We start from the raw sequence: 6,527 nt of genomic DNA, 5'->3' as shown, positions 1-6,527 counted from the left end.
CCCTGCATGGAATCCGGAAATCCCTTCCTCCGTAACGGGCTGCAAATGTACACCCTATTTCCATTCCCACAAGACTTTTTTTTAAAAAAATTGCAAAATTTTTATATCTAAAACCCAACAATCTTAGCTATAGCACGTTAGCTTTTAATTAAAAAAAATGCGGTCTTGAATTTAATGAAAAAATCAATATCATTATATATGAAACCATAAAAATTTGGCGCAAATTTCATCTACCTTATATATAACCTATATAATATCGGTTTAAAACAATTAAATCATATAGATATCATACTATAAGGTAGAGCAGAACTATTAAAACATAATACCTAGCTATTGCGGACGTGAATACTACATACTATCTTTGGCACCCTATAATACGAATAGCAAATGATTAAGATTACACTACCCGATGGATCGATTAAGGAATTTGAAAAAGGAACAACTCCAATGGAGGTTGCAAAAAGCATTAGTGAAGGGCTAGCTCGTAATGTTATTTCAGCCAAATTTAACAATACAATTGTAGAAACGGTTACTTCATTGGAAACTGATGGAAGCTTAGTCCTATACACTTGGAACGACAAAGAAGGTAAAACAGCTTTTTGGCATTCAACTTCCCATATTGTAGCTCAAGCTATCGAACAGCTATACCCAGGCGTTAAACTTACCATTGGCCCTGCAATAGACAATGGATTCTATTATGATGTTGAACTTCCTGAAGGTTCAATTTCAGAAAAAGACTTCCCTACTATTGAAAAAAAGGCATTGGAAATTGCTCGGGGCAAACATGATTATAAAATGAGAGAGGTTTCAAAATCAGATGCCTTGAAATTTTATAAAAATCAGGGTAATCAATATAAGGTAGAATTAATAGAAAACTTAGAGGATGGCACCATTACATTTTGTGACCATGATACCTTCACAGATTTATGCCGAGGAGGTCACATCCCCAATACAGGTATCGTAAAAGCTATTAAAATATTGAGTGTTGCAGGTGCATATTGGCGCGGTAATGAGAACAACACTCAACTTACACGTATATATGGCATCTCTTTTCCTAAACAAAAAGAGCTTACTGAATATTTAGAGCTTTTAGAAGAAGCTAAGAAGCGTGACCATAGAAAATTGGGGAAAGAATTAGAGCTTTTCACATTTTCACAAAAAGTTGGTCAAGGTCTTCCATTATGGTTACCAAAAGGAGCTGCACTCCGGGAGCGTTTAGAACAATTCTTGAAAAAAGCACAGAAAAAAGCTGGTTATGAAATGGTGGTTACACCACATATTGGTCAAAAAGAACTGTATGTCACCTCCGGCCATTATGCCAAATATGGCGAAGATAGTTTTCAACCTATCCGCACACCAAAAGAAGATGAGGAGTTTCTTTTAAAACCAATGAATTGTCCGCATCACTGCGAGATTTACAACACTAAGCCTTTTAGCTACAAAGAACTCCCTAAACGATATGCTGAATTTGGTACTGTATACCGGTATGAGCAAAGCGGAGAACTTCATGGCCTTACCCGTGTTAGAGGATTTACACAAGATGATGCACATATATTCTGTACACCTGGTCAATTAGATCAGGAATTTAAAAACGTAATAGATCTATCTTTATATGTACTTGGATCTTTAGGTTTTGAAAATTTCACTGCCCAAGTCTCGGTTAGGGACTTAGACAATCCAGATAAATATATTGGAAGTGTTGAAAACTGGGAAAAAGCAGAACAGGCCATTATTAATGCGGCTAAAGAAAAAGGGTTAGATTTTGTTATAGAAAGTGGCGAAGCTGCGTTTTATGGTCCAAAACTAGATTTTATGGTGAAAGATGCCTTAGGAAGGCAATGGCAGTTGGGAACAATACAGGTAGATTACAATTTACCAGAAAGGTTTGATCTTACTTACAAGGGCAGCGACAATGAATTGCATAGACCGGTAATGATCCATAGGGCACCGTTTGGTAGTATGGAACGATTTATTGCCCTATTACTAGAACATACAGGAGGAAATTTCCCATTATGGTTGATTCCAGACCAAGCCATTGTATTGCCTGTTAGTGAGAAACATGAAAAATATGCAGAAAAAGTTTTTAAATCCCTAGAAAATAACGAAATTCGCGCCCTCATTGACAAGCGGAATGAGACCGTTGGCAAGAAAATACGGGAAGCAGAGATGAATAAAATTCCGTTCATGCTAGTAGTTGGTGAGAATGATGAAGTTGCGAATACAATATCCGTTAGAAGACATGGTGGTGAGGATTTAGGAGCAATATCAATAGAACAATTTACTGACTTGGTCACAAACGAAATAAATAGTACCTTAAAGTCGTTTTAAAAAATAAGTTTAATTAAAATATATAAGTCATAGCAATACGTAAAAGATTCAGGCCTCAACCTAGAAGGGAAAATAAAAACCCTCATAACATTAATGAAAAAATTCTTGCTCCAGAAGTAAGATTAGTTGGTGATAATGTAGAAGTTGGAGTATATCCGATTAGAAAAGCTTTGGATCTTTCCAAAGAATTGGAATTGGATTTAGTAGAGATTTCACCTAAGGCGAATCCTCCTGTTTGTAAAATAATTGATTATAAGAAATTCTTATACGAACAGAAAAAAAGAGATAAGGCCATGAAGGCCAAGGCTTCTAAAGTTGTTGTTAAAGAAATTAGATTTGGTCCACAAACCGATGACCATGATTACGATTTTAAAAAGAAACATGCAGAAAAGTTCTTGAAAGATGGCGCAAAATTAAAAGCCTATGTTTTCTTTAAAGGTAGGTCTATAGTTTATAAGGATCAAGGAGAAATATTGCTGTTAAAATTGGCATCAGAATTAGAGGAACTTGGAAAAGTTGAACAAATGCCAAAATTAGAGGGGAAAAGAATGACTATGTTCATTGCTCCGAAAACTAAAGGAAAATAAAGATTCGGCTTCGCTTAGCGCCCGATTCAATAAACAAAATATTAAACGCTATCAGTCTAAAGAACAGGTGGCGTTTAACATGCAAAGCGACCCTTCGACTACGCTCTGGGTCCTAAAAATAGAACGTAGCAAGTGAGATTAATTAAATAAATAGGAGAAAATGCCTAAACAAAAAACAAAATCCAGTGCCAAGAAGCGTTTTAAGCTTACCGGTTCAGGTAAAATCAAAAGAAAGCACGCTTTTAAAAGTCACATTCTTACAAAGAAGTCTAAAAAACGTAAGCTTGCCTTAACTCATGATACCCTGGTACACCAGCATGATGTTAACAGTATTAAAGAACAATTACGTTTAAAGTAATTGAAATTTAAAGGTAAAAATTATTAACCATGGAGTTAGGCCAAAAAAGTCCCAAAATTAAAATAGGGCGCCTACTACAAAAAATTTAAAAAAATGCCAAGATCAGTAAATGCAGTAGCTTCAAGAGCCAGAAGAAAAAAGGTAATGAAGCAAGCCAAAGGTTTCTTTGGAAGACGTAAAAACGTTTGGACAGTAGCTAAAAATGCGGTTGAAAAAGCAATGCTATATGCGTATAGAGACCGTAGAAACAAGAAAAGAACTTTTCGCGCACTTTGGATTACCCGTATTAACGCAGGTGCCAGACAACACGGAATGTCCTACTCTCAATTTATGGGAAAATTAAAAGCTGAAAATATAGAACTAAACAGAAAAGTTCTTGCAGATTTAGCAATGAACCACCCAGATGCCTTTAAGGCAATTGTAGAACAGGTAAAATAAATTAATCACAATCTCACTTTTGAAAAATCCGATTCTTATGAATCGGATTTTTTGATTTTAGCTATTGCCGCTTTAAACTCTTGCCAGTCGATGAAATCATCACCGTTCTTATCATAGCCCTCAATTAACTTAGAAGAAACTATACCTCTTATAAAACCGCTAATTTCAGCTTCTTTTAATAATGCCATTATCTCAGATTTAGTAAGCTTCTGATCATTATTCCCATCAAAAAAATTGAAAGCCATTTCAGGGGTCTCAAAATGGTTGGTAATCAAAATTTGAATTTTATTTAAAATAGATTCTTCTGTTGTCATATTAATTTTGCTTTTATTGAATTTAAGCATAAATCAATTTCCCCACAAAGTGAGTACAAGATTTCTACCTGAGGCACAATTTCTGTGCTCGCAAAGATAAATACCTTGCCAAATACCCATATTTAATCTACCATTTGTAACTGGAACTTGCACAAATGTTCCCATTAAAGAAGATTTTATATGTGCAGGCATATCATCAGAGCCCTCATAATCATGATTATAATAGGGTGCATTCTCAGGAACAAAAATATTTATATGTGACTCAAAATCTTCCCTTACCGTCGGGTCTGCATTCTCATTTATGGTTAGACTGGCGGATGTATGCTTTATAAATACCTGTAAAAAACCTTGATTCACCTCTTTAATTTCTGGTATGTTTCCTACAACTTGCTCTGTAATTATATGAAACCCCCTTCTATACGCTGTAAGAGTAATTTCTTTCTGAAATAACTTCATTATCTATGAATTCTTAAATAAAGGTAAAACTTTGAGCTTTACCTGCATTGCTAACCTTCATTGAAATATCTTTACATCTAAATTAAATGTAATATGGATTTATCAAAGATAAAAATGGTTGTAACGGATATGGATGGGACTCTATTAAACTCCAATCATGAAGTTAGCGACCACTTCTTTGAATTATTTAAAGGATTAAAATCTCAAGGCATAACCTTTGTTGCGGCAAGTGGCAGACAATATAACAGCATTATTGATAAGCTACATACCATAAAAGATGATATCATCGTAATTGCTGAAAACGGAGGCTTTGCCATGAAGCAGCAAACAGAACTTTTAGTTACCCCACTTGACGCGCATCATGTACAAGATATCCTGAAGACCATCAATGAAATTCCAAATATTCACCCAGTACTTTGTGGAAAGCACAAAGCATATTTAACTGACAAATCTGATAGGTTTGCCGAAAAATTGGCTGAATACTACACTGAATTTGAAATAATGGAAAGCCTTTCTGATTTCAATTCTGAAGTGATAAAAATAGCGATATATCATTTTGAAAGCTCAGAGCAACATATATATCCCTATGTAAAGCAATTTGAAGAGCGTTTAAAAGTGAAGGTTTCTGGTGAAAATTGGCTAGACATTTCTAATCTAAATGCCCATAAAGGTTTTGCTTTAGATAGGGTTATGAAAAGCTACAATCTAAAACCAGACGAAGTAATGGTTTTTGGTGATTATAATAATGACCTTGAAATGCTGGCATTATCAGATTATAGTTTTGCTATGGAAAATGCACATCCTAACGTAAAAAAAGCTGCAAATTATACTACTTTAAGCAATGATGAAAACGGTGTGGAGCACATTCTAAAATTACTTATCAAATAGTGTTAACTTATCCGCATACCCTACATATTTATTTGGTATTGCTATTCTATGAATTCCTTCTTATTGAATAGCAGGTTTTAATACACTTGGTAAATAGCCCATAGTTCTTTTAAAAGCTGTGGTAAAATGCTGTGGATTTGAATAACCTACCTCATAGGCAGCATAAGCAATAGATACGCCATTTTGGGCAATTAAACTTTGGGCAACTTCCATTCTTAAAGCAGTAATATATTTAAAAACAGGCATGCCATATACTTTCTTAAAATCTCTTTTTAACTTGGTCGCATTGAATCCAGCTATTTCAGCTAAGTCTAAGATCTTAAGTGGCTCCTTCAAATTTTTTCTGATATATGCTTCAACTTTTACCAGGGCCAAATAATCTGAATTCAGCAACTTAATACTATTTTTTGAAACACCCACGGTTTGTCTTCCCAGCAAAAAATCAATAAGCAAGACCATCAGTTTACTTTCCAAATATCTTCTTCTTATCTCACCTTTATATGGACACTGAATTATCTCGTTAATTTTATTACGAATCTGAGGCGGTATAAATTTACTTTTATCCCATAATACAAAAGAATTTGAATTTGTAATGGCCTCTTGTAGTTTACCAAATGAACTGGCAAAGTCAGTACCCAATAGTTTTTGCAGCAAGCTTGGCTTTACGTATATCTCAAACACCTTACTATTACTCTTAAAGAAAACGTCCCTACCTTCTGTTGTTGGGTAGTAAAACATGTTACAATGATTTTCGGGTATTTGCACCAAATATTTTATATGGCTTAAAGGCTGATAAGAGTATTCACCTTCCAAGGAAAAGTGAAGTTTTATTACATGTTCATTACTAGTAACCCGAATTTCAGAATCAAATTCAAAAAGTAATTTGGTAGCAGTAAAATCAATACCGGTTATAAAAGCCATGTCATCTTTAATTGATACTTCAACCGTATTGAATTGTACCGAGTTATCTATATAAGCATCTTTGAACAACTCTTCAACAGCTATATTTTTATGCAATGATTGCCTATAGTCAGTTTCCTCCTCTTTTATCATTACTTCCTTATGCGTATGTAAAAATTCTTTTCACGGTACTTCACGGTACAATCCTGTTATAGATTTGCAAATATATTTATTTAGACTAAATCTTAATAAAAATAA

The 6,527-nt window shown here is 34.3% G+C and carries 8 protein-coding genes; 5 read left to right on the top strand and 3 right to left on the bottom strand.

Going from position 1 to position 6,527, the window contains the following annotated elements:
* Nucleotides 1–387 precede the first annotated feature (387 nt).
* From thrS to rplT, 4 genes are all read left to right on the top strand, one after another.
* On the top strand, nt 388–2,328 hold the full coding sequence (gene thrS / locus ACOCEA_RS15920; RefSeq protein ID WP_420757252.1) for a threonine--tRNA ligase: 1,941 nt from the start codon (nt 388–390) through the stop codon (nt 2,326–2,328).
* A gap of 29 nt (nt 2,329–2,357) precedes the next feature.
* The gene (gene infC / locus ACOCEA_RS15915; protein ID WP_420757261.1) at nt 2,358–2,915 is read left to right on the top strand and encodes a translation initiation factor IF-3; all 558 of its coding nucleotides are present in this window, start codon (nt 2,358–2,360) and stop codon (nt 2,913–2,915) included.
* Nucleotides 2,916–3,075: 160 nt separating this feature from the next.
* Complete coding sequence (gene rpmI, locus ACOCEA_RS15910) at nt 3,076–3,273, top strand: 50S ribosomal protein L35 (protein WP_420757251.1); 198 nt, start codon at nt 3,076–3,078, stop codon at nt 3,271–3,273.
* A gap of 93 nt (nt 3,274–3,366) precedes the next feature.
* Entirely contained in the window at nt 3,367–3,711 is a 345-nt protein-coding gene (rplT, locus tag ACOCEA_RS15905; RefSeq protein WP_420757250.1) for a 50S ribosomal protein L20, read from the top strand.
* A gap of 35 nt (nt 3,712–3,746) precedes the next feature.
* Here the strand turns inward: rplT and ACOCEA_RS15900 are convergent, their stop codons facing one another.
* Nucleotides 3,747–4,025 (bottom strand): EF-hand domain-containing protein, encoded by a 279-nt coding sequence (locus ACOCEA_RS15900; protein ID WP_420757249.1) that lies wholly within the window; start codon nt 4,023–4,025, stop codon nt 3,747–3,749.
* Nucleotides 4,026–4,058: 33 nt separating this feature from the next.
* Nucleotides 4,059–4,481 (bottom strand): secondary thiamine-phosphate synthase enzyme YjbQ, encoded by a 423-nt coding sequence (locus ACOCEA_RS15895; protein ID WP_420757248.1) that lies wholly within the window; start codon nt 4,479–4,481, stop codon nt 4,059–4,061.
* A gap of 93 nt (nt 4,482–4,574) precedes the next feature.
* On the opposite strand from ACOCEA_RS15895, the gene ACOCEA_RS15890 reads away from it, so the two are divergent.
* Nucleotides 4,575–5,369, top strand: coding sequence for an HAD family hydrolase (locus ACOCEA_RS15890; RefSeq protein WP_420757247.1), 795 nt, complete (start codon nt 4,575–4,577; stop codon nt 5,367–5,369).
* A gap of 60 nt (nt 5,370–5,429) precedes the next feature.
* Here the strand turns inward: ACOCEA_RS15890 and ACOCEA_RS15885 are convergent, their stop codons facing one another.
* A complete protein-coding gene (locus ACOCEA_RS15885) occupies nt 5,430–6,422 on the bottom strand; it encodes a helix-turn-helix domain-containing protein (protein ID WP_420757246.1) in 993 nt (330 codons plus the stop codon).
* Nucleotides 6,423–6,527 lie beyond the last annotated feature (105 nt).

It is taken from the genome of Maribacter luteocoastalis (assembly GCF_048890225.1).
Classification (GTDB): Bacteria; Bacteroidota; Bacteroidia; order Flavobacteriales; family Flavobacteriaceae; genus Maribacter; species Maribacter luteocoastalis.
The sequence above is the reverse complement of the archived record's forward strand: the minus strand, read 5'-3'. Positions and strand labels throughout refer to the sequence as shown.

Excerpts from the sequence above, each read along its gene's own strand:
- thrS (WP_420757252.1), top strand. The coding sequence starts at position 388 with ATGATTAAGATTACACTACCCGATGGATCGATTAAGGAATTTGAAAAA.
- rpmI (WP_420757251.1), top strand. The coding sequence starts at position 3,076 with ATGCCTAAACAAAAAACAAAATCCAGTGCCAAGAAGCGTTTTAAGCTT.
- rplT (WP_420757250.1), top strand. The coding sequence starts at position 3,367 with ATGCCAAGATCAGTAAATGCAGTAGCTTCAAGAGCCAGAAGAAAAAAG.
- ACOCEA_RS15900 (WP_420757249.1), bottom strand. The coding sequence starts at position 4,025 with ATGACAACAGAAGAATCTATTTTAAATAAAATTCAAATTTTGATTACC.
- ACOCEA_RS15895 (WP_420757248.1), bottom strand. The coding sequence starts at position 4,481 with ATGAAGTTATTTCAGAAAGAAATTACTCTTACAGCGTATAGAAGGGGG.
- ACOCEA_RS15890 (WP_420757247.1), top strand. The coding sequence starts at position 4,575 with ATGGATTTATCAAAGATAAAAATGGTTGTAACGGATATGGATGGGACT.
- ACOCEA_RS15885 (WP_420757246.1), bottom strand. The coding sequence starts at position 6,422 with ATGATAAAAGAGGAGGAAACTGACTATAGGCAATCATTGCATAAAAAT.